Consider the following 24531-nt stretch of genomic DNA (forward strand, 5'->3'; position numbering starts at 1 on the left):
CGAACAGGCGCTACAGGAGACGCCGATCAAACGGCAGAGGCAACAGGTCTTTCATTTGCAGTGTCGTCGTCACGGCCGTCACGTTGGCGAGCACCACTTCGATGTCGCCACAGAACTCCCACAGGATCTGCCGGCAGGCGCCGCACGGCGGCGTGGGCGAGTCAGTGTCGGCGACGACCACGATGCGGGTAAAGGCCCGGTGGCCGTCGGAGAGCGCCTTGAACATGGCCACTCGCTCGGCGCACACCGTGAGGCCGTAGGTGGCGTTCTCGATGTTGCAGCCGGTGATGAGCTGGCCATCGGTGGTCTCGAGCGCCGCGCCGACCTTGAAGCCCGAGTAGTCGGCCACGGCCCGCTCGCGTGCGGCCCGGGCGGCCGCGATCAGGACCTCAGAGGCGGCCAATGATCCCCTCCAGCAGCCCGATGAACTGCCCTTTCACCTGGCGCGCCGTCTCCATGACCTCGTCGTGGTGCAGCGGCTCTGGAAACACGCCGGCCGCAGGGTTGGTAATGCACGAGATGCCGAGCACCTCCAGGCCCATGTGGCGCGCGACGATGGCCTCGGGCGCGGTGGACATGCCGACGGCATCCGCGCCAAGGGTCCGGAAGGCGCGGATCTCGGCCGGCGTCTCGTAGCTCGGCCCGAGCACGGCGATGTAGACCCCGTGCTGCACCGCCACGCCCTGCTCCTTCGCCGCCTCGTCTGCGAGCGCTCGCAAGCGCGGTGAATAGACGTGGGACATGTCCGGAAAGCGCACGCCGTAGCGCTCGTCGTTGGGCCCGATCAACGGGTTGTCGCCCATCAGGTTGATGTGATCGTCGATCACCATCAGGGCGCCTCGTGAGCAGTTGGGCGCAATCCCGCCGGCCGCGTTGGTGAGGATCACCCGCGGCACGCCCAGCCGCCCCATCACCCGCACGGCAAAAGTCACCGTGGTCATCGGGTGACCTTCGTAGACGTGGACGCGGCCCGACAGCGCCAGCACGCGCTTGCCGCGCAGCGTGCCGCCGACCAGCTTGCCGGCATGGCCAATGACCTTCGAGGCCGGCCAGTGCGGGATGTCGCCATACGGAATGGTGAACGAATCGCCCAGGTGGTTCGCGAAGTCGCCGAGGCCGGAGCCGAGCACCACTGCGACGTCCGCGCCGCCGCAGCCGTGGCCCCGCAGCCACTCGGCCGCCTCCGTCGCACGATCGAAATCCGAGCCCAACCCGCTTCCCCCAATCCCTGATTCCTGATCCCCGATCCCTGAAAGGCTCACAGCAGGAAGCCTACGATGATGGCGGTCAGGAAGTTGGCGAGCGTGCCCGCGAGCATCGCCCGCAGGCCCAGCCGCGCCAGGTCGCCGCGGCGGGTCGGCGCCAGCGCGCCGATGCCGCCAATCTGCATGCCGATCGACGCGAAGTTGGCGAAGCCGCACAGCGCGAACGTCGCGATGGTGAACGAGCGCGGGTCAAGGGTCTCCTTCAGGCCGCCAAGCTGCGCGAAGGCGATGAACTCGTTCAGCACCATGCGCGTGCCCAGCAGGTTGCCCACCGTCGCCGCATCCTGCCACGGCACGCCGAGGCTCCAGGCGACCGGCGCGAACACCCAGCCGAAGATGATCTGCAGCGACAGGCCCTCGAATCCGACCAGCCCGCCGGCGGCGCCGAGAATGGCGTTGAGCAGCGCAATCAGCGCCACGAATGAGATCAGCATGGCGCCGACGTTGAGCGCGAGGTGCAGGCCTTCGGAGGTGCCGCGGCCGGCCGCATCGATGATGTTGACGTCGGTGTTCACCACCTCGAGCTTGACGGTGCCACGCGTCTCGGGCGTTTCGGTCTCGGGCACGAACATCTTCGCCATCAACAGCGTGCCCGGCGCCGTCATGATCACGGCCGTCAGCAGGTGCTTGGCGTCGATGCCGAACGCGATGTAGGCGGCCATGATGCCGCCCGAGATGTGGGCCATGCCCGACGTCATCACCGTCATCAGTTCCGACTGTGTCAGGCGGGGCAGGAACGGCCGGATGGTCAGCGGCGCTTCGGTCTGGCCCATGAAGATGCTGGCGGCGACGTTCAGCGACTCGGCGCCGCTGGCGCCCATCAGCTTGTTCATCACGACCGCGAACAGGCGGACGATCATCTGCATCAGGCCGACATAGTAGAGAATGGCGAACAACGCGGCGATGAAGATGATGGTGGGCAGGATCTGGAAGGCGAACACGACGCCGTAACGCGCACCTTCCTCGCCGAGCGCACCGGTCATCACCCGGCTCCACACCGACGCGTCGCCGATGGCCCCGAACACGAAACCCGACCCGACGACCGCGAACTCCAGCAGCTGGCGCATCTTCTCGCCCAGCACTTCGAACACCCGCTGGCCGATCGTGGTCTTGAGGACGATCAAGGCGAACAGCACCTGGAGGCCGAGCCCCCACCCGACAATCCGCAGGCTGATGGCCCGGCGATTGGTTGACAAGGCATAGGCGAGACCGAGGATGCCGAAAAGACCGATCAGCGGTTGCAGTGTGCTCAGCACAGGTCCCTCACTACCGTTACGCGTTGGCGACGAACATCGTCTCGCCGCTGTCGTGCACCCAGCCCAGCACGAGCGGCGGCGCGGCGGGCGGCTGGTCGCCGATCACCAGGGCCTGCGTGACCAGCGACAAGGCCGCCGACAGCCGCGAGGCATCGTTGTAGCGCAGTTCCATCACCGGCTCGCCGGCGGTCACCGCATCCAGGGGCTTCTTGAGCAGCAGGATTCCGGCGGTCAGATCCACCTGGTCATCCTTCTTGTCGCGGCCGGCGCCGAGCGCCACGGCGGCGCGGCCGACGAGCAGCGCATCGAGCGCGGTCACGAAACCGCGTCGCGGGGCCGTCACCACGTGGGTCAGGGAGGCCGACGGCAGCCGGCCGGGGTCGTCCACCACCGTTGGGTCGCCGCCCTGCCGCTCCACCATCAGGCGGAACCTGGCCAGCGCCGCGCCCGACGCCAGGGTGTCGCGCACCAGGGCCGCCGCGTCCTCGTCGGTGGCGGCTTTCTGGGCCAGCCGCACCATGCGGGTCCCCAGACGCACGACCAATTCGGTCAGGTCGGCGGGGCCCTGGCCGCGCAGCACCTGGACGCACTCGGCAATCTCGAGGGCATTGCCCACGGCGTGGCCGAGCGGCACATCCATCTGGGTAATCAGGCACTCGGTGCGCACGCCGGCGGCGGTGCCGATCGACACCATCGAGCGCGCCAGCGCGCGCGCGTCCGCCACCCGCTTCATGAAGGCGCCGCGGCCGCACTTCACGTCGAGGACGAGCGCATCGCTGCCTTCCGCCAGTTTCTTGCTCATCACGGACGCGGCGATCAGCGGCAGGCTGTCGACGGTGCCGGTCACATCGCGCAGCGCGTAGAGCGCCTTGTCGGCGGGAGCGATGGTGGCGGTCTGGCTGATCAGGCAGCAGCCGATGTCGGCGAGTTGCGCCTGGTACTCGTCGAGCGTCAGCGAGACGCGGAAGCCGGGAATGGCCTCCAGCTTGTCGAGGGTGCCGCCGGTGTGGCCGAGGCCCCGGCCCGACATCTTGGGCACCGTGATGCCGCACGCGGCGGCCAGCGGCGCCAGCACGATCGACACCTTGTCGCCGACGCCGCCGGTGCTGTGCTTGCCGACCTTGATGCCCGGAATGTGCGCCAGGTTGACGCGGTCGCCCGAGCGGGCCATCGCGTCGGTCAGCCAGGCGGTCTCGACCGCGTTCATCCCCTTGAGGACAATCGCCATCAGCAGGGCCGACGCCTGGTAATCGGGCCACGATCCGTCGGTCACCCCGGTCACAAAGGCGTCGATCGCCTCGCGCGACAGCGCGTCGCCGTCCCGCTTGGCGCGAATAATGTCGACGGCTCGCATGGGGCGGTCGGCAGTATATCTTAGACACACGCATGGCCCAGCGCGCGGCCGCACCGGCCGACCTCACCCGCAACGCCGTCAACCTGGCGCGCGCGATGACGCTCGCGTTGCGCAGCTGGGGGTTTTATCCGCCCGAGCACCCGGCCGTGGTCGCCGCGGTGGAGCGCCTCACTGTGGCGGCGGCCGACGCGGCCGGCGGCGGCCTGATGCAACTGGCGGTCACGCCTCACCAGCTGCTGCTCGACGGCGTTGCGCTCGAGTCTTCGGAACTGGCCGTGGTGGAGTGCGCCGAGCTGCTGCACGACCGCGACATCCTGCAGGTCTCGATCATGATGGCGCCGCCGGAGGCGGTGATTCGATCGCTCCTGAACGTGTTGTCACTCGATCGCGCGACCCGCCGCTCGCGTGGCGGCCCGGCCGCGATCTGGGCGGACGAGGATCAGAACGCCATCCTGCTCGAGCAGATCGACTACCAGGAGATTCTCGAGCGCGAACTGGACGAGGGACCGGCGCGCCGCGACTCCAGCTGGAAGGCCATTGTCCGGTCGATCATCATGGGCCGGTCGACGTTCACGGCCGACGAACAGCAGCGCCTGCTCGAGATCTCGCGCGATGTCGGCGCCATTGGCGAGCTGGCCAAGGACAGCCGCGAGCCCTTCACCACGCCTGACGGCTCGCCGCTCGTGACCACCCAGGCCGCCACCGTGCTGGCCGTGTACCGCCACATCGCCAAGACCGTGGCCGCCCTCGAGCCCGAGCGGGTGCAGGAAGTGATCGATTCGCTGGCGCTGGCCGCCTCGAACCTCGACCCCTCCACCGCGCTCGAGCTCATGTTGCAGGAGGAAAGCGCCGGCGAGGGGGTGCAGATCGTCGGGGCGCTGAAGCAGGCGTTCGACGACCAGCAGGTGGCCATGCTGCTGGCACGCGCCATGTCGGCGCCGGGCCACCCCACCAACCGGCTGGCGAAGGTGCTCGACACGCTGGCCCCGGACCTCGAACGCAAGCGCCGCGTGCTGACCCTCGCCAAGCGCTTGATCTCGGAACGCGATTTTGGCAGCAAGCGGCCAATCGACGACATCCGCCAGTCGCTCGACGAGCTGCTGCTGAAGTACGACGAATCCACCTACGTGTCGACCGACTACCGCCAGTCGATGGACTCGGCGGCCGAGCGGGCCGCTGACCTGGCGGCGCGCGGCCTGCCGCCAGAGATGCCCGAGTGGCTGTCGACGCTCGGCCACGAGAGCGTGCGCCGCCTGTCGGGCCAGTTGCTGATCGACCTGCTGCGCAACGAATCGCAGGCCGAGCGGATGGCGGAAACGGCCCGCGACATGGCGGCCTTTGTCGAAGAACTGCTGCTGGCCGGCGCCTATGCCGAGGCGGTCCCGGTGGTGACGGAATTGACCGCGGCGACGACCCGACCGCCCGCGCTGGCACCCGACGCGTGCCGGCGCGCCCTCGATGGCCTCGGCACGTCCAGCGCGCTGGTGGAATCGGCGGCCGGGCTCGCCGACCTCTCGGCCGAGGAGTGCAGCAGCCTGGGAGCGGTCGTGCTCGCCATCGGCGCGCCGGCCGTGCCGGCGGTGATCGGCGCATTCCAGAAAGAAACCGGTGGGGTCGCGACCGAGCGCGCGGCGGCGCTGCTGGCCAAGATTGGGCCGCCGGCCATTCCGGGCCTCGCGGCCGCGATCGACGACCGGCGCTGGTTCGTGCAGCGCGAACTGGCGCGCCTGTTGGGACAAATCGGCACGGCGGCGGCGGTACCGCCGCTGCAAGCGTTGTTACGGCGCACCGACGTGCGGGTCTTGCAGGAAGCGGTATCGTCGCTCGCGCGCATCGACGACGCGGCCGCCGGCCGTGCGCTGCACATGGTGTTGAAGGCGACCGCGGGTGAGGCCCGCGCCGCGGTCATCTCCGCCCTCGTGAACCTCAAGGATCCACGGGTCGTGCCGATGCTGGCGCGCGTGCTCGACGACAGCGATCCGTTCGGCGACGACCTGTCGATGGTGGTCGAGACGCTCGACGCGCTGGCGTCGTTTCGTGACGACCGCGCGCTGTCGCAGATTGCCGCCATGGCGCGGCGCCGCCGGTGGCTGGCCTGGGGCAAGACGCGGCGGTTGCGCGAGGCATCGCTGCGCGCGCTGTCGCGCATCGGCACGCCCAAGGCCCGTGACACCCTGACCGACCTCGCCCGCAACGGCGACTTTTTCCTGCGGCGCATGGCCGCCGCGCCACGGTCGCCCGCATGATCACGCCGCAAGAAGACCTGGTCCGCCGCGTCGGCGCGGCGCTGCGGGCGACGGAGCTCTACGCCCCCACCCATCCCCTGGTCGATCGCGCGGCCACGGCGCTGCACGCCCTGTTGAAGCCGACGCTGGCCGAGACGCCGGCCGTGATCGTGGCCTTCCTGGAAGACGATGTCGTGGTCAACGACTTCCGGCTACCGCGCGGTTCGGGCTCGCTGGCCGGGTTGCTGCGCGACATGCGCGACCGCAAGATCGAGAAGATCACGTTCGGCCGCGAGGTCGAAGTCACCGACATTCGGGCGCTGATGGACGAGCTGGCCGACCGCACCTCGCGCACCGCCGTCAGCGATCGCCTGACCTCGCGTGGCGTTCGCCGCATCCAGGTGTCGAAGGTGGTGGTCGAAGAACCCGACGACTCGGAAGTGGGACTGGCAGCGGCCAAGCAGATGTATACGAAGGCGGTGTCAACCGCCGAGACCATCTGGACGGCCGCGAAGGCCGGGCAGCAACCCGATCCGGCCGACGCGCGCGGCATTATCGACAGCCTGTCGAAGCTGGTCTACCAGGACCGCACGTCGCTGCTCGCCCTCACCGCGCTCAAGCGGCACGACAACTACACCTTCACGCACATGGTGAACGTGGCGGCGCTGTCGATGGCGATGGCGCGCTCGCTCGACCTCGAGGGTCCGATGCTGCGCGAGTTCGGCTTCGCGGCGCTGATGCATGACATCGGCAAGGTCCACACGCCGCTCGAGATCCTGAACAAGCCCGACAAGCTGACCAACGAAGAGTTCACCATCATGAAGCTGCACGTGGTGAACGGCGCGCACATCCTGCGGCGCACGCCCGAAACGCCGGCGCTGGCGCCGGTCGTCGCCTTCGAGCATCACCTGAAGCAGGATCTCAGCGGCTACCCCGAGAACATCGGCGCGCGGACGCTGAACCTGTGCACCATGGTGGTCAGCATCGTCGATGTGTTCGACGCGCTGCGCAGCAATCGCGTCTATCGGGCCGGACTGGCGACCGATCGCATCAAGCACATCATGGGCCAGCAGGACAGCCCGGCGTTCCATCCGTCGCTGCTGCGGCGGTTCGTCAACCTGATGGGGCTGTTCCCGATTGGCACGGTGGTCCGGCTCAGCACCGAGGAAGTGGGGGTGGTCACGCAGACCCATCCGGACGACCCCTTCCGGCCACAAGTGAAGCTGGTGCTCGATCGCCTGGGCGCGCCGTATGAAACGCCGCTCCTGACCAACACCTGGGATCGCGACAGCCGCGGCGAGTTCCATCGTGCGGTGGTTGAAGCCGTCGATGGCCCCCAGGTAGGCATTGACCCGCTGGCGTACTTATAATTCCTGGTTACCTCAGCCATGCCGTCCTCATCCACTCCGTCGCCGGAACCGCTCTCGCCCGACACTGCCGGGCGCCTGTCGGAGTTCGCCAAGGCCTGCAAGGCGGCGACGCGCGTGGTGTCGATGTACCCGCCCAGCCATCCGACGATCCAGGGGGCGTTGTCGCGCATTACCGAGGCCGGCAAGCAGGCGGTCTATCACGGCCCGCTGCCGATCACCGTGTTGCCCGACGCGTTGCTGGTGGGTGGCCGCGGCTTCGCCAAACCGGATCCAGCCGCCGCCGAACTGGCCTCGCTGCTCCACCTGCAGATGATCGGCGAAGTCACCTTGCTCAGCACGCTCGAACCCGACGAGTGGCATGCCTTCCTGATGCTGCTCGCCAAGTCGCCCGAGGACGCCCGGGCCATTGGCGGCGTGGCCGCGGCGTGGGCGGCCAACGGCAACCAGTCGATCACGCTCAAAGAAATCGACTATGCCGAGGTCTTGCGCGAGCGCGCCGGCAACGGCGAGTCGGCGTCGTGGGACCGCATCCTGGCCACGCTCAGCGAAGAGCAGGAAGAGTCGGGCGTCCTCGAACCGGGCATGGCCGGCATGCTCGAGATGGCGAAGGACTCGCAGCGGCTGGCGCAATTCGCCGAGAAGCTGCAGGCGCACGGCCGCGCCAGCGGCGACGACTCGGTCCAGCAGCGCAAGTCGCTGCTGGAACTGATGCACGGGCTGGCCAACTACGCCGCCGAACGGCAGCCCGGCGAACTGGACGCCGTGCTCGATCGCATGGCCGGCGCCGCGGCGCAGATGTCGCCGGACATGCTGCTGACGCTCATCACCGATCCGCCCCCGCTGCAGCCGCCCGGCTCGACCGCACCGCGCATGGACCTGGGCGGCGAGCTGCAGGCCCGCCTCACCGACGAGATGCTGACCAGGTTTCTCGTCGAAAACGTGGTCAAGGACCGCGGCGCCAGCAACCGGCTGGCGGCAGCATTCCAGACGTTGGTGCCCGACCCCGAACGCCAACAAAGCATCCTCGCCGCTGCGACCGAACAGGCCGCGGCCATGTTCGGCGACGATCCGCAGTTCGAAAGCGTGTGGAACAGCTCGACGCAGATGCTGACCACGTATTCCGACTCGCAGTTCGTGTCGGAAGATTACGCCCGCGAGTTGACCTCGGCGCGCACCATGGCGCTCGAGGTGGACAAGATCGGCGACGACCCGCCGGTGCGCATCCGCGCCTGGATGTCCACGGTTAGCGACGAAGAGGTCCGTGGCCTTGACCAGCGATTGTTGCTGGATCTGCTGACCATCGAGGCGCGCCACGATGCCTGGGCCGGAGTGCTGGATCTCACCGTCGGCAGCATCGAACAGCTGGTGCTCGTCGGCGATCTGGCGCTCGCCGCCCAACTGGTCGATGCCGTCGTCGCCGCCGCGAAGCGGACCGAGTCGGCCAATGCGGCGTACGCCGCGGCTGGCGTCACGCGCCTGGTCGATGGTGCCCTGGTCCGGCACCTGGCGTTGTTCCTGCGCCAGGCCACCGACGGCGAAGTGGGCATCGCGACGCAGATCTGCAACACCATTGGCCCCGACCTGGTCGAGCCCCTGGCCGATGCGCTGGCCGCCGAAGACAACGCCCGCACGGTGCGCCTCCTGCGCGACATCCTGATCGGGTTCGGCAGCGCCGCCCGCCAGTACGCCGACGAGTTGCGCACGTCGCCGAACCCGGCGGTGCGCCGCGCCGCAGTGGACCTGCTGCGCGCCCTGGGGGGTGAAGCCGCGCTGCCCGACTTGCGCAACCTCCTGGACGATGGCGATCCGCAGGTGCAACGAGAGGCGCTGCGGGCGATCGTGCAGATTGGCACGAACGAGGCGTTCCAGGCACTCGAGCACGCCCTGAAGAACGGCCAGCCGCACACGCGAGAGGCGATCCTGCAGGCGCTCGGGTCGCTGCGCGACGAGCGCGCGGCGCCGCTGTTCGTCCACTTGCTCACGCACACCGGCTACACCGGCGCGCTCGAGGGCGACTACATCTCGAACATCGAGTCGCTCGGACGCGTCGCCAACGATGAACGCTCGGTCGCGACGCTGAAGGACATCCTCTATCGCGGCGAGTGGTACGCGCCTGGGCGCACCACCCGCATCCGGACGGCGGCTGCGCGCGCCCTGCGCGCGATCAGCCTGCCGAGCGCCGAGCGCACGTTGAGCGAAGCGGCCGACGGCGGTTCGCGCGGCGTCAAGCGCGCGGTCAGGACGGCGCTGGCCGAACCCGCGCCGATGCGGTCCGCGGCACGGAGGACCCAGGCGTGATCGATCCAGTCACCCGCCTGCGGATGGCCGACGAGTTCATGCGCCGGCTGGGCGCCGCGTTGCGCGGCGCCCAGCTGTACGCGCCCTCGCATCCGCTGGTGCAGCGGGCATTCGACGGCCTCAACGAATCGATCACGCAGTTGCTGAGCGACCAACCGTCGGTGGCGATCGGCATCATCGGCCAGGAAGTGATTGTCGGCGACATGCCGTTGCCGCGCGCCGCCGAGTCGATGGGCGAGATGATCCGGCGACTGAAGTCGCTCGGCATCGAACGCATCGTGTTCGACCGTGGCGTGACCCCCGACGAACTGCAGACGCTGGCGCAAACCATTGCCCACCCCGAGCGGCGGCCCGGCGCGTCGGGACCAGGCGTCGAACCCAACGATCCGCTGGCCGTGCTCGGGACGCTGACGCACATTCGGGTGGGGCGCATCCAGGCCGAGCAGAAAGTCGAGAAGTCGGCAGCCGACGTCGCGACGATCCGGCGTCTCTATGCGGACGCCTCGAATGTGGCCGGCCAGGTGTGGGAGATGGCCAAGACCGAGGACACGCCCGACCCGAAGGCCGCTCGCGCCCTGATCGATTCACTGGCGCAGGCCGTGTCAGCCAACCGGACCGCGCTGATTGCCCTGACCGCACTCAAGAATTACGACAACTACACGTTCACGCACATGGTGAACGTGTCGATTCTGACCATGTCGCAGGCGCGCGCGCTCGGCATGGAAGGCTCGATGCTGCGCGAATTGGGCCTGGCAGCGCTGATGCACGATATCGGCAAGGTGCGCACGCCGACCGAGATCCTGAACAAGCCCGAGAAACTGACCGACGCCGAGTTCAACATCATGCGCATGCACGTGGTGGACGGCGCGGAGATTCTCCGGCGCACGCCGGAAATGCCGGCGATTGCCCCGGTGATCGCGTTCGAACACCACTTGCGCCTCGACGGCACGGGCTATCCCTTCGGCGTCTCGCGGGCCGGCCTCAACCTGGGCACCATGCTGTGCAGCATTGCCGACGTCTACGACGCCATGCGATCGCAGCGCGCGTATCAGCAGGCCTTCCCGTCGGACCGCATTCTCGAAGTGATGAAGCGCAACGACGGCCAGCAGTTCGACCAGCACCTGGTCCGCCGCTTCACGCAGCTGCTCGGCATCTACCCGCCCGGCAACCTGGTGCGCCTCGACACCGGCGCCCTCGCCGTGGTCATGGCCGTGCACGCGCCGGATCCCTACAAGCCACGCGTCCGCGTCATCCAGTTGCCGTCGCGACAGGCCCTGGAGGTTCCGTACGACATCAACCTGTGGGAAGCCACCGCAGACGGTCCCGGGCCCAAGAGCGTGCTGGCACCATTGGATCCCGCCGAGTACGGGATCGATCCGCTGAACTACTTGTAGCGGTGGGCGCCGGAGCAACTAACATGACGGTATGACGTTGTGGAAGACGGTGGGCCTCGCGGCCGTCATTGGCGCGGGACTGCTCACCGCCACCGGGATCGGCCAGGAACCACAGGCGCCCGCCTTCACCCGGATGCTGATGCAGGAGGCCTCGCTGCCGCCGATCGATCGCGGCCTGCGTGACCAGGACCCGCCGCGCCCGGCGCGCGGCCGCGACGACGCCGACCGGCTGCGCGAACGCGGCGACGCCGACCTCCCGTACGTCCGCGGCTCGGTGATCGTCAAGTTCAAGCCCGACGCCACGGCCGGCGGCATCACGGCCGCGACCAGCCAGGTCGCCGGTGACACGGTCGACCGATCCGGCTCCGCCAACTTCGACCTCATCGGCATTCCCCACGACGCCGATCCCGAAGCCGCCGCCGCGGTGCTGCGCGCGCGGCCCGACGTCGAGTACGCCCAGCCGCGCTATCGCAACTACGCGATGAGCAGGCCCAACGACCCGCTGTACGCCAACCAGTGGAACTTCCCCGCCCTCGACATGGAGCGCGCGTGGGACATCCAGCCTGGCGCGACCTCCGACATCATCGTGGCCGTGCTCGACAGTGGCGTGGCCTTCCATTCGGGCACGTTCCGCTACAACTCGCGATTCCCGTTCCGCATGACCCAGGGCGGCCCCCTCTACCCCGCCCTAGGGATTGTTGACGTCCCGTTCGCGGCGGCGCCGGAACTGGGCGCGAGCGGCTCGACGCGCTTCGTGGCCCCGCGCGACTTCATCTGGGACGACGATTTCCCGGTCGATCTCGATTCGCACGGCACGCACGTCACGGGCACGGTTGGCCAGCTCACCAACAACGGCATCGGCGTCGCCGGCATGGCCTACAACGTCCGGATCATGCCGGTGAAGATCATCCAGTCGCTGTGGGATGAGATCTTCTCGAGTCCGAACGAGGGCACCGACGATGTGGTGGCGCGAGGGATTCGCTATGCGGCCGACAACGGCGCGAAGGTGATCAACCTGAGCATTGGCCGCTCGTCAGGCGGACCCGCGCCGGTGGTCACCGACGCCATGCGCTACGCGGTGGGCCGGGGCGTGTTCATCGCCGTGGCGTCAGGCAACACCCGCGACCGCGGTAACCAGCCCAACCGGTTGGCGCAGCCGGCGCCCGACATCAACGGGATGGTGGCGGTCGGCGCGGTCGGCCGCACGCTCGACGCGGCCTACTACTCGACCTCGGGCACGTTCGTGGAACTGTCGGCGCCCGGCGGCGACCAGCGCGCCGGCGGCACGAGCGCCGGCATCCTGCAACAGACCCTCGACCTCGACCTGCTCGAAACCTTCGAGCGGCCGCCGTCGCAGTACGGGCCGCCACGGGCCGACTCGTTTTCCTACTACTACTACCAGGGCACGTCCATGGCGACGCCGCACGTGTCGGGCTTTGCCGCGCTGCTGATGCAGCAGGGCGTGACCAACCCGGCGGCGATCGAGGCGGCCATGAAGCTGTATGCCACCGACAAGGGCGCCGCGGGCCGCGACGACCTGTTCGGCCACGGCCTCATCAACCCACGCGCCACGCTGCGCGGCCTCGGCCTCGCGCGATAACGGCCACAGGATGACACAGATGACGCAGATCACACAGGTGGGGCGCCTCGGTGTTCTGGCGATGGTTGCGACCTTGTCGATGGCCTTGCCGGCCACGGCGCAAACCACCGTGCGGCGATCCGCGCCCTCGCGCAGCATCGAGATGGGCGGCTACGCCATGGTCGGGCAGTTCACCTTCGCGGCCACCGACAGCTTCGACGCCATCCTGGGCACGCCTTCAGGAACCATCCTGGGCGGCGGCGCCACCGCCGGCCTGCCGTGGGGCGGGCTGTTCGTGGACATCGGCGCCTGGCAGTTCGCGGCTGAAGGCGAGCGCGTGCTGATCCTCGACGGCCAGGTCTACCCGCTCGGCATCCCGGTCAACGTCTCGGTCGTGCCGCTCGAGATCAGCGCCGGCTGGAAGTTTCGATTTCGCCGCCTGCCCAAGTTGATTCCCTATGCGGCCGGGGGCTACACCTCGATGGGCTACAAAGAGACCTCCTCGTTTTCGGGCGCGGGCGAAGACGTCCACGAGCGGTTTGGCGGATACCACCTGCGCGGCGGCGCCGAGTTCAAGATCACGCGCTGGCTGGGCGTGGCAGGCGAGGTCGCCTGGACCACAATACCTGACGCCATCGGCGAGGGTGGCGTGTCGAAGGCGTTTGGCGAAGACAACCTCGGAGGGACCAGCCTCCGGGCGCGCATCACGGTGGGCCGGTGACCGCGTTCGAGCGCAAGGTCCTGCTGATCGTGTCGCGCATCCCGCCGGGGCGGGTGACCACCTACGGCGACGTGGCCCGCCTGGCCGGCAAGCCCCGCGCCGCCCGAGCCGTGGGCAACATCATGCGCACCGCCGACCGGCCCGGCCTGCCCTACCACCGGGTCGTCGCCGCTGGGGGCCGGCTGGGCGGCTACTCCAGTTTGTCCCTCAAACGGTCCCTGCTATCGGCGGAGGGCCTGACCGTCGCCCCGGGACGAGTGGTAGGCTTTTCGGGAATTCATTGGAAGGGTGCCTAGGGTGCCTAGGGTGCCTGGGGTGCCTGGGGTGCCTGGGGTGCCTGGGGTGCCTAAGGTGCCTGAGGTGCAAAGACGAAGAATGCGAACCAATTAGGCCTTTCAGACGTCTCTGTTGGCGTGCGCACCAATCCCAGGCCCACCCCCGCGCACCCTAGGCACCCTAGGCACCTTAGGCACCTTAGGCACCTTAGGCACCCTATCAACCTCCTCCCCCATGTCCCCGTCTAACCCTACAAGTGACGTGAACAGCGCCGATCTCGAGTTGGTCGAGCGCATTCGGAGTGGGGATGGGTCGGCGTTCGAGGCCCTGTACCGCCAGCACGCCACGCGGCTCTACAATCTGGCGAGCCGGATGACCGGCGCCAAGGGCGAGGCCGACGACCTGCTGCAGGATATTTTCCTGCTGGCCTACCGGAAGATTGCGAGCTTTCGGGGCGAGTCGTCCCTCGGCACGTGGCTTTACCGGTTGGCGATGAACCACTGCCTGGACGTGCTGCGCAACCGGCAAACGCGCATGGGCCAGCACACCGACTCGCTGGACGAGCCCGACGCCGTGCCGGTCGCGTCGCCGGTGCCGATCCTGAGCGCGGTCAGCCGCATCGACCTGGAACGGGCGATCGCGTCGCTGCCGCCGGCCTGCCGGGCCGCCTTCCTCCTTCACGACGTGGAAGGGTTCGGGCATCATGAGGTCGGCACCATGCTCGGCGTGTCGGAAGGCACGTCGAAGTCGCAGGTGCACAAGGCGCGGATGCGTATTCGCTCCTACCTTGCGAACGGACTGCGGAAGAGAGTTGAAAGTTGAAGAGTTGATAGTTGGTAGTTTTAGTTGGTAGTTTCAGTTTCAGTTTCAGTTTCAGTTTCAGTTATGACCTGTAGTGACCTCAATGCCGCCCTGGTCGATTTCGTCGATGGGCGTCTCGATCCCGCGACCCAGCGGAACGTCGAGCGGCATCTTGAGGCCTGCGACCTCTGCGGCGCGCTCGTCACCGACTTGCGCACCATCCGTGCGGCGGCCTTCATGCTCGACCGTCACGAGCCGGCGCCCGGTTCATGGACGCGCCTGCAGGCCGCCGTGGCCGCGGAACCGGCCCCGAAAGGCCGGCTGCTCGCCATGCCAGAGCTTGGGCGCCGAAGCCTTGGCGGAGGCGGCGCGAACTGGCCCGTGTGGCTGGGCGCCGCCGCGGCGCTGGTGCTGGCGACCGTGATCGGCCTGCTGCCGCTGATGTCGCGTGACAACGCGCCAGCCGACAACGCGGCCGAGGCCACCGGGCGCGCGATCAGCGTCGAGTCGGTGGCCGCAGAATTCGAAGCGGCCGAGAAGCACTACCAGAAGGCGATTGACGACCTGCAGACCATTGCCAACCAGGACAACGGCGAACTCGACCCGCAGGTGGCGTCGGTCCTGCAGAAGAACTTGACGGTGATCGACCAGGCGATCAGCGAGAGCCGCGCCGCGCTCAAGTCGCAGCCGGCCAGCACCAACGCGCAGGACGGCCTGTTCGACGCCCTCCGCACCAAGGTGGCGCTGCTGCAGACCACGGTCGAGTTGATCAACGAAATGCGTAAGGGCAATCAAGCCGAGGCAGGGCGCCGCATCCAGACCCTGTCGCAGTAACGGACGTTATGCCGAACCGATTCTTCCCACGCCTGATTGTCGCCCTCGCCTTGGTCGCGAGCGCCTCGCCGGCCAGTGCCGCGGTCACCCTGCGCGGCCTGCTGCTGGACGAAGGCGGCCCGCGTCCGAGCTGGTTCGAGCGCTACCAGGATTCGCGCCAGGGCCCCGAAACGGTTGACAAGACCTCGCAGACCTTCAAGGTCGACGAGGGCGCGGCGCTCGACCTCACCGGCATCGCCGGCGACGTCCGAGTCACCGGCAGCAGCGGTAACGAGATTCGCGTCGAGGCCACCAGGCGGGTCCGCCATCGCAGCGCAGACGAGGCCAAGCGGCTGTTGAGCGAGTTGCGGGTGGAGATGAACAACTTCAACGGCCGTGTCGAAGTGCGCTCGGTCTACCCGCGCCGCGGCAACGGGGACCGCGGCTTTTCGGGCCGAATCGACTACGTGATTGCCGTCCCCACGGGCGCTTCGGTCGCCGTCAAGTCCATCTCCGGTGACGTGATCGTCTCGGGCGTGCGCGGTGAAGTGCGGGCCGAGACGATCAGCGGCGATGTCAGCGTCGACTCCGCCCCCAACCTGGCGCTCGCCAAAACGGTGTCGGGCGACGTGACCGCCCGCGACGCCGGCGGCGCGTCGACGATGGTGCTCAGCACGGTCAGCGGCTCGGTGATCGCCTCCGGGCTCAAAGTGCGGACGCTCCAGGCCGGCTCGGTCAGCGGCAATGTCCGGCTGTCGGGGACGCAGGTCGAGCGGGTCGAGGCCAAGTCGGTGTCGGGCAACATCGACTTCGATGCCCCGCTCATCAAGGCCGGCCGGTACGCCTTCACCTCCCACTCCGGCAACGTCCGTATCGTCCTCTCGGGCAACACCGGTTTCGAACTGGACGCCGACACGTTCAGCGGCAGCGTGCGGTCGGACGTGCCGGTGACCCTGCGGACCATGGGCCGCAACGACCGTGACCAACGGCGGGGCGCCAGCAACCGCGCCATCCGCGGCGCCTACGGCGACGCCAGCGCCCTGGTTGCGGTTCGCAGCCATAGCGGTTCGGTCGTGATTACCAAGAAGTAACCCTTCGACTCGTAACCGGACGCTAAGCGTCCGGTTACTCGCTCAGGGCAGGCCCTTGCCCTACTTGGGGCCTGCAGCTGCCCTCCAGATGGCCTGCCATGAGCGAGATGGGTGTCCAGCCGGGCTGGACGCCTATCGAGTCGAATGGCACTCTTCTGGCATAATGAACCCCGAAGGCGGTCCCCCGGATCGCCGCCAGGAGGAGAACGCATGAAGGTCAGGATTCTTGTCGCAATGCTTGCGGCCGTGTTGACAGCGGGCGTCGTGTCCGCGCAAACCACCCCGCAAGGCCAGGTGCCCGCGGGCGAGGCGAGCCTCGGGTCGGTAAGCCTGCCCCGGAGCGTAATGGCCGACGGCAAGGCGCTGAAGGCCGGGACCTACCAGGTCCGCCTGACCGCGCAGGCCGTGACGCCGGTCGTGCCCGGACAGACCATGGAGCGCTGGGTCGAGTTCGTCCAGGGGGGCAAGGTGGCCGGCCGCGAGGTCGTCAGCATCATCCCCGCGGCCGAAGCCAAGGACCTGCAGCCCGGCCCCGACGCGCCCGCCTCGACGCGGACGGGCACAAGGGTGGAAATGCTGAAGGGGAACGAGTACCTGCGCGTCTGGATCAACCGCGCCGGTGTCGGCTACCTCATTCACATGCCGCCCGCGATGTAACACCGCGAGCCGTACACGACAAAGCCGGGGACCGCACGACGCGGTACCCGGCTTTTTCTATTGGTGGCCCGTCACCCGCCGATCGACATGACGTCGAACTGCTCGTGATGCAGGTGCACGTCGGGCTTGACGATGACGTCGCGGCGCAGCAGTTCCTTGAGGTCGCGCAGCACGCCCTTCTCTTCCTCCTGCAGCGCGCGGGCGATGTCGGGATTGACCCGCAGCAGCACACCCGGGCCGTCCAGGTCCGAGCCCACCTTCTTCACTTCCGACAGGATCTCGTAGCAGACCGTGGCACTCGACTTGATGGTGCCGGCGCCCGAGCAATACGGGCACGGCTCGGTCAGCACGCGCTCGAGGCTCTGCTTCACGCGCTTGCGCGTGACGATCACCAGGCCGAAGTCCGAGACCTGCAGGGCCTTTGACGGCGCGCGGTCCTTGCGCAGCTCCTGCTCGACCGCCCCGAACACCTTCAGGCGGTTCTTCTTCTCCTCCATGTCGATGAAGTCGCAGACGATGATGCCGCCGAGGTCGCGCAGCCGGATCTGGCGGACGATTTCCTTGGCCGCTTCGAGGTTGGTCTTGATGATGGTGTCTTCGAGCCGGCCGGCGGTCTTCTTGCCGACATAGCGGCCGGTGTTGACGTCGATCGCGACCAGCGCCTCGGTCTGATTGATCACGATCGAGCCGCCCGACTTGAGCCACACCTTGCTGCGCAGTGCCTTGTCGAGTTCGGCCTGGACCCCGTATTCGTCGAAGATCGGGAAGTCCTTGTCATAGAGCTTCACGCGCGGCGCCAGGCCCGGCATGATGCGACCGATGAACTCGAGCGCCCGCTGGTGTTCACCGGCATGATCGATGCGAATCGCCGAGTAGTCGTCGGTGAGCAGGTCGCGCAGCAGCTTGGCGACGAGGCTGGGCTCCTGGTAGACGGTCACCGGCGAGCGCTTCTGCTCGCCGCGCTGCCGCATGTCGACCCAGATCTTGTAGAAGTAGTTGAGGTCGGCGAGGATGTCGTCCTTGGAGCGGTTCGACGCCGCCGTGCGGATGATCACGCCACCGCTGAAGTGGTGCTGCTCACGGAACTCCTTGACGATGCCGCGCAGGCGCGTGCGCTCCTCACGGCTGTCGATCTTGCGGGAGATGCCGATGTGGTCGACAGTCGGCATGAACACGAGGAAGCGCCCCGGCAGCGTGACGTGGCAGGTCAGGCGCGCGCCCTTGGTGCCGAGCGGCTCCTTGGCCACCTGGACGATCACGTCCTGGCCCTCTTTCAGGAGCTCTTCGATCTTGGGCTCCGGCGCCCGTTCCTTGCCCTCTTCGCGGTCACCACGTCCGCCACGGCCACGGCCGCGGCGCTCGGGCGCGGCCGTACCCTCGGCCCCGGCCTCGGCACCATTGGCACCCGCACCCTCGGCACCCTCGCCCTTGGAACCATTGGCACCCCTGGCACCTTTGGCACCTTCGTCGTCGTCGTCGTCCTTGTCGTACTCGTCGAGGTTGGCGATGACGTCCGAGACATACAGGAAGCCGTCGCGCTCGAGGCCGATGTCGACGAATGACGACTGCATGCCGGGCAGGACCTTCGACACCCGGCCCTTGTAGACGTTGCCGACGACGCCGCGATTCTGCTCGCGCTCGACAAACAGCTCAGCGAGCTGATCGTCCTCGAGAATGGCGACACGGGTTTCGTGGCCATTCGAGGCGATGATCATTTCTTTGTTCATGGAAAGTGCCCTGTCAGAATCGGGAACCGGGAACCGGGAACCGGGAGACGACGTACACGACTCCCGACTCCCGACTCCCGACTCCCGCCATAGTCGGCATCAGTTCGTAAACCGCCGCATCCGCACGTTGAGGATGAGGCCGAACCCGGCGAGCGTCGCGATCAGGGAGGAGCCGCCGTAACTCATGAGCGGCAGCGTGAGCCCCTTGACCGGCGCCAGACCCGCCGACATGGTGATGTTGTAGACAACCTGGAACGTGAACGACGAGAGCACGCCCAGGACGAGATAAGCGCCGAGTCGGTCCTTGGCCAGCCGGGCCGCATCGAGCGCGCGCATGATAACGAACAGGTACAACCCGAGTGCGACGAGCACGCCGACCAGCCCCTGCTCCTCGGCGAGCACCGAGAAGATGAAGTCGTTGTGCGCGACGGGAAGGAAGCGCAGCTGCCCCTGCGTGCCTCCCATGTAGCCTTTGCCCCACACGCCGCCGGAGCCGACGGTGATGCGGGCCTGGATTTGCTGATACCCGGCGCCACGGGGGTCCTGGGCCGGGTCGAGGAAGGTGGAAATGCGTTCCCGCTGGTAGTCCTGCAGGCCGAACTTGTAGGCGATGGGCGCCGCCAGCACGGCCAGCAGCACCATGGTGTAGATGTACTTCATTGGCATGCCGGCCACGAAGACGACGACCAGCAGGATCGGCAACAACGTGACCGCGGTGCCCAGGTCGGGTTGGCGGGCAATGGCCAGGAACGGAATGGCGGTGAGGGCAACGGCCAGGGCCAGATCGGTATTGGTCAGGGCCGGCCGCCGCTCTTCGCCGAGCATCTTCGCCAGCATCAACGCCAGCGTGGCCTTCGCGAATTCCGACGGCTGGAGGTTGAACACGCCCAGGTCAATCCAGCGGCGCGACCCGCCGCGCACCGCCCCGAAAAACAGCACGCCGACGAGCGCCACCATCATCGCCAGATAGAAGAAGTGCGACTTGTCGGCCAGCGAGCGATAGTCGAACGACAGGCACAGCACCATGGCCACGGCGCCCAGCCCCAGCGCGTAGACCTGCGTCCAGTAGACCGGACCGGCGCCGCCGGTGGTGCTGTAGATCATGGCCAGGCCCATCGCGCAGATGGCGAGCACGGCGCCGATCAGCGCCCAGTCGATGTGATAGTAGAGCCGGCGCTCGAACACTAGCGCCCTCCCCCGGCCGGACCGGTCATCGCCGTGGTGCGGACCGGTGCCGCCGGCACAGGCACAGGCACAGGAACGGGTACCGGCGCCGCCGCCGGGGGCGGCGCGAGCACCGGCAACGGCTCGCCGTCACGCTGCGCGTAATAGGTCTGGATGATGTGCTTCGCGATCGGCGACGCCAACGACCCGTGCTCGCCGTGCTCGGTGAAGATGACGCCCGCCAGCTCGGGATTGTCCTTCGGCGTCATGAACACGAACCAGCCGTGGTCGCGCAGGTCGCGGTCGGTGCCGCGGGCGCGCTTCTTGCCCTGGAGGGAAATCACCTGCGCCGTGCCGGTCTTGCCGGACACGTCGCGGCCCGGGATCATCGCGCGCCGCGCCGTGCCGGCGCCGTTGACCGCCAGCCACAAGCCGTCACGCACCGCGGAGATGGTCTCGGGTTTCATGAGGAACGGCGCGTATGGGCTCGGCGGCGCGGCCACCGGCTGCCAGCCATTACCGTCATCAAACGCCTTGACCAGGCGCGGCACCACGCGCGTGCCACCGTTGGCAATGCTGGCCATCATCACCGCCAGCCCCATCGGCGTTACGTCCACCATGCCCTGGCCGATCGCGACCGAAATGGTGTCACCGGCGTACCACCGCTCGTTGAAGCGCTTGCGCTTCCACTCCTGCGACGGGACGATGCTATCCGCCTCGTTGGGCAGGTCGATGCCGCTCTTGCCGTGCAGCCCCAGCTTCTCGCCCCACTTGTGGATGCGGTCGATGCCGAGCATGTCGCCAACCGTATAGAAGTAGGTGTTGCACGACTTTTCGAGCGCACGCCGCATGTCCATGAATCCGTGCTTGCCGAGACACTGGAAGAAGCGGCCGTAAAACGTGCCGCCGCCCGCGCAAAAGATCTGCCGCTCGGGCGAAATCACACCCTCCTCGACCGCCGCCGTCGCAATCAGGATCTTGAACAGCGACCCCGGCGAATAGCGGCCCTGGATCGCGCGATTCTGCAGCGGCCGCAACTTGTCGGTATTGAGCTGGTTCCACGTCGCACGGTCGATGCCGGTCGCAAAATCGTTGGGGTCGAAGGCGGGCAGGCTGGTCAGGGTCAGCACGTCGCCGGACTTGGGCTCGAGCACTATCGCCGCGCCCCAGTAGCCGGCGGCGCGGAAGGCGTCTTCGGCGGCCTTCTGCATGGCCGAGTTGAGCGACAGCTGCACGCGGCGGCCCTGCACCGGCGGCACTTCTTCGAGCGTGCGAATCTCGCGGCCCATGCTGTTGACGACGACCCGGCGCGCGCCGTCCGCGCCCATCAGCAGCTTGTTATAGACCCGCTCGATGCCGAACTGGCCGACGATCGATCCGGAGGCCACCTGGTCGGCACTCATCTGGTCTTCGCTGGCCTCACCGACGTAGCCGATCAGGTGCGCCGCCATCGACTGATCGGGATACTCGCGGGTCGGCACTTCCTGGACGATCACATCGGGCAGCTCGAAGTCGAGCCGGCGCGCGGTCACCGCCGCGACCTGGGCCAGCGTCGCATCCCGGATGATCACGATCGGCCGGTAGCTCGGCTCGCGGCGCTGGCGCGCGACGACCTCGCCGACCATCTTCTCGTCGACCCCGGTCACCGACGCCAACAGGCGAATGGTGCGGGCCATGTCCTTGGTGTGCTCGCGCAGGATCGAGATGTTAAACGAGTTGCGGTTCTCGACCAGCAGCTGGTCGGTGCGGTCGAAGATGATGCCCCGCGGCGCGCGCAACGTCAGCGTGCGCTGGTGGTTGTTCTCCGCCATCTCCTGGAACTTGGCGTGCTGCACGACCTGGAAGAACCAGAAGCCCAGCGCCAGGAGCAGGAAGGCGGCCGCCACCGACACCCGTAGTACGGTGAGGCGGGTCGTCAGGCGGCGGCGATCTTCGGCAATGGCCATGGCAGGTTCACGGGTTCACGGGTTCACGGGTTCACGGGTTCAGGAGTTTACTCCCGCCCCCGAATCTTGTAATTATCGCTTCAAAGACCGTCTGCCGCGACTGCGGTCGACGAAGCCCGGCAACCACTCGACCAGCTGGAACGCCACCACGCCGACAAAGCCGTTGCCGAGCGCCTGCCCGACCACCGATGGCAGCGGGTCTGGAAACTGCCGCAGGTCCAGCAACACATAGAGCCCCATGAAGATGGCGGCGTGCAGGAACGTCGCCAGGACCAGCAGCACCAGCCGGGGCAGCGGCCCGTTCAGAATGAACTGAGTGGCCAGCACCCCCGCCAGGAAGCCGACGATGGTCTTGGCAAGGCCGCCAATGCCCAGGATCGGGTTCGACAACGCGTCCTGGACCAACCCGGCCGCGGTCCCACTGACCAGGCCGGCCGCCGGGCCCGACTTGAGCGCAATATAGACCACCACGATCAGCACCAGGTCGATGGCCGCGGTCCCCTGAATCACCATCCCCGCCAGCGTCGTCTGCAGCGCCAGCGCGGCCACGATGGCCGCCGCAGCGGCGACCGCCCTCACGGCGTCCCCTCGGGCACGTCGCCCGAGGACGCTTGGGGCGTGCGAACGATCAGGACTTCCTCGAGGCGCGCGAAATCCACTGCCGGCCGCACCGTGATCTGGTGATAACCGCCACTGCCCCGCTCGACCTGTTCGACGGTGCCAATCACGAAACCCTTCGGGTAAATGCCGTCGATGCCCGACGTCACCAGCAGGTCGCCCGGCTTCACGTCGGCCGTGCCCGGCACGTACTGCATCCGCAGCGACCCGTCGCCAAACCCCTCGACCACGCCCTGCACGCGCGTCCGCTCGATCAAGGCACCGGCCGCGGCGTTGCGATCGATCAGCAACTGCACCTTCGACGCCCGCCGCGCCGGCAGGATCACGCGGCCGACCACGCCAGCCGGCGAGATCACGGCCATGTCGCTGCGCAGTCCCTCATTGGTGCCCTTGTCGATGGTGACCGTGCGGAATTCCGGGGAGGCGGCGGCGGCAATCACCTCGGCGGCGGTGGTGTCGAGGTGGGCGCGCTCGCGCAGTTCGAGCAACTGGCGCAGGCTGTCGGTGCGCTGGGCCTCGGCGCGCTCTTGCTGCAACCGCACCTGCAACGTCTGCAGTTGGCTCTTCAGGGCGTCGTTCTCGGCGTGCACCTGGCGCAACGCGACGTAGCCCGACCAGAAGTTCCGCACGCCGTCGAACAGCGCCGTCGTGCCGCGCTGCACCTCGGCGAACGACCCGAACGTAACCACCTGCAGCACCGGCAGCCCCGACGCGGTATTCACCTGGGCGGAGATCAGGACGACGTGTAGCAGGATGGCCGCGCCAAGCAGCACGCCGGGACGTTGTCGGATATCGGCCAAAGCCATACGGGTTCTATCGCTGGCCGGGAATCGGGAGACGGGAGTCGGGAGTCGTGGTGCTTGGCATTTCGACTCCCGGTTCCCGACTCCCGACTCCCGACACGGCTCTAATCGATGGCAATCTTGCGGAGGAGGTCGAACTCGCCCAGCATCTTGCCGGCGCCGAGCACCACCGACGACAGCGGATCCTCAGCGCTCGACACCGGCAGGCCGGTCTCCTCGCGCAGTCGCTTGTCGAGGTTCCTCAGCATCGAGCCGCCGCCGGTGATGACGATGCCGCGATCGACGATGTCGGCCGACAGCTCGGGGGGCGTGCGCTCGAGGGCAATCCGCACGGCATCGACGATCACGTTGACGGTTTCCGCGAGCGCCTCGCGGATCTCCTCGTCGGTGATGGTGATGGTCTTGGGCACGCCCTCGATCAGGTGGCGCCCCTTGATCTCCATCGTCATCCGCTGTTCGAGCGGATACGCCGAGCCGAGCTCCATCTTGATCTGCTCCGAGGTGCGCTCGCCGATCAGCAGGTTGTAGGTCTTCTTGATGTACTGGATGATTGCTTCATCCATCTCGTTGCCGGCCACGCGCACGGCCTTGCTGTAGACGATGCCCGCCAGCGAGATCACCGCAATGTCGGTGGTGCCGCCGCCGATGTCGACGATCATGCTGCCGGCCGGCTCGGTGATCGGCAGGCCGGCGCCGATCGCCGCCGCCATGGCCTCTTCGATCAGGTGCACTTCGCTGGCCTTGGCGCGGTAGGCCGAGTCCTTGACCGCGCGCTTTTCAACCTGCGTGATTTCCGACGGCACGCCGATGATGATGCGCGGCCGCACCCACACGTTGCCGTTGTGCGCCTTCTTGATGAAGTACGTCAGCATCTTCTCGGTGACATCGAAGTCGGCGATCACGCCGTCCTTCATCGGTTTGATGGCGACGATGTTGCCGGGCGTCCGCCCGAGCATTTCCTTGGCGCCGGTGCCGACCGCCTCGACGCGCCCGGTGACCTTGTTGACCGCCACCATGGAGGGCTCGTTGACGACGATGCCGCGCCCCTTGGCGTACACGCAGGTATTGGCCGTCCCGAGATCGATGGCCAAGTCAGTGGAAAGAAACGACAGAAACGAACCTAGACCCATGTTTTTAACTAGTGCTTCTTACTAAGCGCTGTGTGCAGAACCG

General features: G+C 67.7%; 21 protein-coding genes. 11 read left to right on the forward strand and 10 right to left on the reverse strand.

Annotated elements, in window-relative coordinates:
• Nucleotides 1-10: 10 nt before the first annotated feature.
• From cdd to Q8T13_04660, 4 genes are read right to left on the reverse strand one after another with little or no spacing between them, the layout of a single operon-like run.
• Nucleotides 11-403 carry a cytidine deaminase gene (gene cdd / locus Q8T13_04645; GenBank protein ID MDP3717041.1) on the reverse strand — a complete coding sequence of 131 codons (393 nt, stop codon included), beginning with the start codon at nucleotides 401-403 and terminating at the stop codon, nucleotides 11-13.
• A complete protein-coding gene (locus tag Q8T13_04650) occupies nucleotides 390-1262 on the reverse strand; it encodes a purine-nucleoside phosphorylase (protein MDP3717042.1) in 873 nt (290 codons plus the stop codon). The genes cdd and Q8T13_04650 overlap by 14 nt, the downstream gene beginning before the upstream one ends.
• The gene (locus Q8T13_04655) at nucleotides 1259-2518 is read right to left on the reverse strand and encodes a NupC/NupG family nucleoside CNT transporter (protein MDP3717043.1); all 1260 of its coding nucleotides are present in this window, start codon (nucleotides 2516-2518) and stop codon (nucleotides 1259-1261) included. The genes Q8T13_04650 and Q8T13_04655 overlap by 4 nt, the downstream gene beginning before the upstream one ends.
• Before the next feature lie 19 nt (nucleotides 2519-2537).
• Nucleotides 2538-3875, reverse strand: a complete 1338-nt coding sequence (locus tag Q8T13_04660) for a thymidine phosphorylase (GenBank protein MDP3717044.1) — start codon at nucleotides 3873-3875, stop codon at nucleotides 2538-2540.
• Between the two features lie 32 nt (nucleotides 3876-3907).
• Here Q8T13_04660 and Q8T13_04665 point away from each other — a divergent pair, with 32 nt between their 5' ends.
• The 11 genes from Q8T13_04665 (at nucleotide 3908) to Q8T13_04715 (ending at nucleotide 17100) form a co-directional block, all read left to right on the forward strand.
• Nucleotides 3908-6121 carry a HEAT repeat domain-containing protein gene (locus tag Q8T13_04665; protein ID MDP3717045.1) on the forward strand — a complete coding sequence of 738 codons (2214 nt, stop codon included), beginning with the start codon at nucleotides 3908-3910 and terminating at the stop codon, nucleotides 6119-6121.
• Entirely contained in the window at nucleotides 6118-7470 is a 1353-nt protein-coding gene (locus Q8T13_04670; GenBank protein ID MDP3717046.1) for an HD-GYP domain-containing protein, read from the forward strand. Before Q8T13_04665 ends, Q8T13_04670 begins: the two co-directional genes overlap by 4 nt.
• Nucleotides 7471-7488: 18 nt before the next feature.
• Nucleotides 7489-9768: a HEAT repeat domain-containing protein gene (locus tag Q8T13_04675; GenBank protein ID MDP3717047.1), complete on the forward strand. Its 2280-nt coding sequence runs from the start codon at nucleotides 7489-7491 to the stop codon at nucleotides 9766-9768.
• A complete protein-coding gene (locus tag Q8T13_04680) occupies nucleotides 9765-11162 on the forward strand; it encodes an HD-GYP domain-containing protein (GenBank protein ID MDP3717048.1) in 1398 nt (465 codons plus the stop codon). The genes Q8T13_04675 and Q8T13_04680 overlap by 4 nt, the downstream gene beginning before the upstream one ends.
• A 31-nt stretch (nucleotides 11163-11193) precedes the next feature.
• Complete coding sequence (locus Q8T13_04685) at nucleotides 11194-12762, forward strand: S8 family serine peptidase (protein MDP3717049.1); 1569 nt, start codon at nucleotides 11194-11196, stop codon at nucleotides 12760-12762.
• A gap of 19 nt (nucleotides 12763-12781) precedes the next feature.
• Nucleotides 12782-13462 carry a hypothetical protein gene (locus Q8T13_04690; protein ID MDP3717050.1) on the forward strand — a complete coding sequence of 227 codons (681 nt, stop codon included), beginning with the start codon at nucleotides 12782-12784 and terminating at the stop codon, nucleotides 13460-13462.
• Nucleotides 13459-13758: an MGMT family protein gene (locus tag Q8T13_04695; protein ID MDP3717051.1), complete on the forward strand. Its 300-nt coding sequence runs from the start codon at nucleotides 13459-13461 to the stop codon at nucleotides 13756-13758. The genes Q8T13_04690 and Q8T13_04695 overlap by 4 nt, the downstream gene beginning before the upstream one ends.
• Nucleotides 13759-13999: 241 nt before the next feature.
• Nucleotides 14000-14560 carry an RNA polymerase sigma factor gene (locus Q8T13_04700; protein MDP3717052.1) on the forward strand — a complete coding sequence of 187 codons (561 nt, stop codon included), beginning with the start codon at nucleotides 14000-14002 and terminating at the stop codon, nucleotides 14558-14560.
• Between the two features lie 63 nt (nucleotides 14561-14623).
• Complete coding sequence (locus Q8T13_04705; protein ID MDP3717053.1) at nucleotides 14624-15373, forward strand: zf-HC2 domain-containing protein; 750 nt, start codon at nucleotides 14624-14626, stop codon at nucleotides 15371-15373.
• Nucleotides 15374-15381: 8 nt separating this feature from the next.
• Nucleotides 15382-16443, forward strand: a complete 1062-nt coding sequence (locus tag Q8T13_04710; GenBank protein ID MDP3717054.1) for a DUF4097 family beta strand repeat-containing protein — start codon at nucleotides 15382-15384, stop codon at nucleotides 16441-16443.
• A gap of 210 nt (nucleotides 16444-16653) precedes the next feature.
• Nucleotides 16654-17100 carry a hypothetical protein gene (locus Q8T13_04715; protein MDP3717055.1) on the forward strand — a complete coding sequence of 149 codons (447 nt, stop codon included), beginning with the start codon at nucleotides 16654-16656 and terminating at the stop codon, nucleotides 17098-17100.
• Between the two features lie 71 nt (nucleotides 17101-17171).
• On the opposite strand, the gene Q8T13_04720 is transcribed toward Q8T13_04715, so the two are convergent.
• From Q8T13_04720 to Q8T13_04745, 6 genes are all read right to left on the reverse strand, one after another.
• Complete coding sequence (locus Q8T13_04720) at nucleotides 17172-18827, reverse strand: Rne/Rng family ribonuclease (protein MDP3717056.1); 1656 nt, start codon at nucleotides 18825-18827, stop codon at nucleotides 17172-17174.
• Nucleotides 18828-18926: 99 nt separating this feature from the next.
• Entirely contained in the window at nucleotides 18927-20012 is a 1086-nt protein-coding gene (gene rodA / locus Q8T13_04725) for a rod shape-determining protein RodA (GenBank protein ID MDP3717057.1), read from the reverse strand.
• Complete coding sequence (mrdA, locus tag Q8T13_04730) at nucleotides 20012-21937, reverse strand: penicillin-binding protein 2 (protein ID MDP3717058.1); 1926 nt, start codon at nucleotides 21935-21937, stop codon at nucleotides 20012-20014. The genes rodA and mrdA overlap by 1 nt, the downstream gene beginning before the upstream one ends.
• A gap of 72 nt (nucleotides 21938-22009) precedes the next feature.
• Complete coding sequence (mreD, locus tag Q8T13_04735) at nucleotides 22010-22516, reverse strand: rod shape-determining protein MreD (protein ID MDP3717059.1); 507 nt, start codon at nucleotides 22514-22516, stop codon at nucleotides 22010-22012.
• Nucleotides 22513-23361, reverse strand: coding sequence for a rod shape-determining protein MreC (mreC, locus tag Q8T13_04740; GenBank protein ID MDP3717060.1), 849 nt, complete (start codon nucleotides 23359-23361; stop codon nucleotides 22513-22515). Before mreC ends, mreD begins: the two co-directional genes overlap by 4 nt.
• A 101-nt stretch (nucleotides 23362-23462) precedes the next feature.
• Complete coding sequence (locus Q8T13_04745) at nucleotides 23463-24488, reverse strand: rod shape-determining protein (GenBank protein ID MDP3717061.1); 1026 nt, start codon at nucleotides 24486-24488, stop codon at nucleotides 23463-23465.
• Nucleotides 24489-24531 lie beyond the last annotated feature (43 nt).

The organism is Acidobacteriota bacterium, from assembly GCA_030697165.1.
Lineage (GTDB): Bacteria > Acidobacteriota > Vicinamibacteria > Vicinamibacterales > UBA2999 > 12-FULL-67-14b.

What these genes read in the sequence shown, in the direction of transcription:
- Q8T13_04675 (MDP3717047.1), top strand. Translation starts at nt 7,489, where the DNA reads ATGCCGTCCTCATCCACTCCGTCGCCGGAACCGCTCTCGCCCGACACT.
- Q8T13_04705 (MDP3717053.1), top strand. Translation starts at nt 14,624, where the DNA reads ATGACCTGTAGTGACCTCAATGCCGCCCTGGTCGATTTCGTCGATGGG.
- Q8T13_04670 (MDP3717046.1), top strand. Translation starts at nt 6,118, where the DNA reads ATGATCACGCCGCAAGAAGACCTGGTCCGCCGCGTCGGCGCGGCGCTG.
- Q8T13_04745 (MDP3717061.1), bottom strand. Translation starts at nt 24,488, where the DNA reads ATGGGTCTAGGTTCGTTTCTGTCGTTTCTTTCCACTGACTTGGCCATC.
- Q8T13_04685 (MDP3717049.1), top strand. Translation starts at nt 11,194, where the DNA reads ATGACGTTGTGGAAGACGGTGGGCCTCGCGGCCGTCATTGGCGCGGGA.
- Q8T13_04710 (MDP3717054.1), top strand. Translation starts at nt 15,382, where the DNA reads ATGCCGAACCGATTCTTCCCACGCCTGATTGTCGCCCTCGCCTTGGTC.
- Q8T13_04720 (MDP3717056.1), bottom strand. Translation starts at nt 18,827, where the DNA reads ATGAACAAAGAAATGATCATCGCCTCGAATGGCCACGAAACCCGTGTC.
- mreC (MDP3717060.1), bottom strand. Translation starts at nt 23,361, where the DNA reads ATGGCTTTGGCCGATATCCGACAACGTCCCGGCGTGCTGCTTGGCGCG.
- Q8T13_04660 (MDP3717044.1), bottom strand. Translation starts at nt 3,875, where the DNA reads ATGCGAGCCGTCGACATTATTCGCGCCAAGCGGGACGGCGACGCGCTG.
- mrdA (MDP3717058.1), bottom strand. Translation starts at nt 21,937, where the DNA reads ATGGCCATTGCCGAAGATCGCCGCCGCCTGACGACCCGCCTCACCGTA.
- Q8T13_04690 (MDP3717050.1), top strand. Translation starts at nt 12,782, where the DNA reads ATGACGCAGATCACACAGGTGGGGCGCCTCGGTGTTCTGGCGATGGTT.
- Q8T13_04715 (MDP3717055.1), top strand. Translation starts at nt 16,654, where the DNA reads ATGAAGGTCAGGATTCTTGTCGCAATGCTTGCGGCCGTGTTGACAGCG.
- Q8T13_04665 (MDP3717045.1), top strand. Translation starts at nt 3,908, where the DNA reads ATGGCCCAGCGCGCGGCCGCACCGGCCGACCTCACCCGCAACGCCGTC.